Origin of the sequence: Psychrobacter sp. JCM 18901 (assembly GCF_000586435.1) — a bacterium.
Taxonomy (GTDB): Bacteria; Pseudomonadota; Gammaproteobacteria; order Pseudomonadales; family Moraxellaceae; genus Psychrobacter.
In genome coordinates this window covers 1-916 of record NZ_BAWH01000053.1, presented here as the reverse complement: position 1 = coordinate 916, position 916 = coordinate 1, and the positions used below count along the sequence as shown (strand labels likewise).

Annotated in this window: 1 protein-coding gene and 1 pseudogene; both read left to right on the top strand. The window is 40.2% G+C overall.

Annotated elements, in window-relative coordinates; all coding sequences use genetic code 11:
- Positions 1-65 precede the first annotated feature (65 nt).
- Positions 66-506, top strand: coding sequence for a transposase family protein (locus tag TT11_RS16545; protein WP_261871198.1), 441 nt, complete (start codon positions 66-68; stop codon positions 504-506).
- 8 nt (positions 507-514) lie between these two features.
- Positions 515-898, top strand: a pseudogene (locus tag TT11_RS16540) (transposase family protein); the annotation flags it as partial.
- Positions 899-916 lie beyond the last annotated feature (18 nt).

The window sequence follows — 916 nt, the reverse complement described above, 5'->3', positions numbered from 1 at the left end:
AGACCTCTTGCAAAAGTAGCAGAGGGATTTAAAATAAGAAACACATTCATAACTGGCTAGGAACCATGCCAAATATAGATAAGCTACTCAAACAAAATGATGCAGGCTTTAAACGCTACACAGGTATTCATAAAGCGACCTTTCATGAAATGCTAGATGCTATGCAACAGCATGAAGCACAAAAGACTAAATCAGGTAGGCCAAGTGCGCTTAGTCTTAAGGAACAGATATTACTGGCCCTTACTTATTGGCGTGAATACCGGACGCTGTACCACATCAGTATGGACTTCGGGATTCATGAGTCTTCTGCCAGCCGCATCATTCGTAAAGTTGAAGACATATTGATTGATTCAGGTAGGTTTGAGTTGCCTAAAAAGCTTCCTAGTAGAGTTGATGACGATATTAATTGGTCAGTCGTCATCGTCGATGCCACCGAAACCCCAATTGAGCGTCCAAAAAAAACCAAAGAGACTACTACAGCGGTAAGAAAAAACAACACACCTTAAAAACTCAGGTTATCGTTCATTGGCAAACCGGTTTAATATTAGATATTCAAACGTCTAAAGGTTCAGTTCACGATTTTAAGCTGTATAAAGATACTTGTCCTGACTGGCTTCCTGACAATGCTAAATTACTAGCAGATAGTGGCTATCAGGGTATTGCAAAGCTACATAAACAAACCTTCACCCCCTTTAAAAAGCCACGTGGGGGTCATCTGTTAGACCTTTGCAAACAAGCCAATCACTATCTGTCTAAGTTTCGCATTATGGTTGAACACAAAATAGGCTTAATCAAATTATTCAAAATCGTGGCTCATAAATATCGCAACCGTCGTCAGCGCTATGATCTTAGAATGAAGCTATTCGCCGGTGTTGTTAATTTCGAGCTTGGTCTATGACTTTTGCAAGAGGTCTAT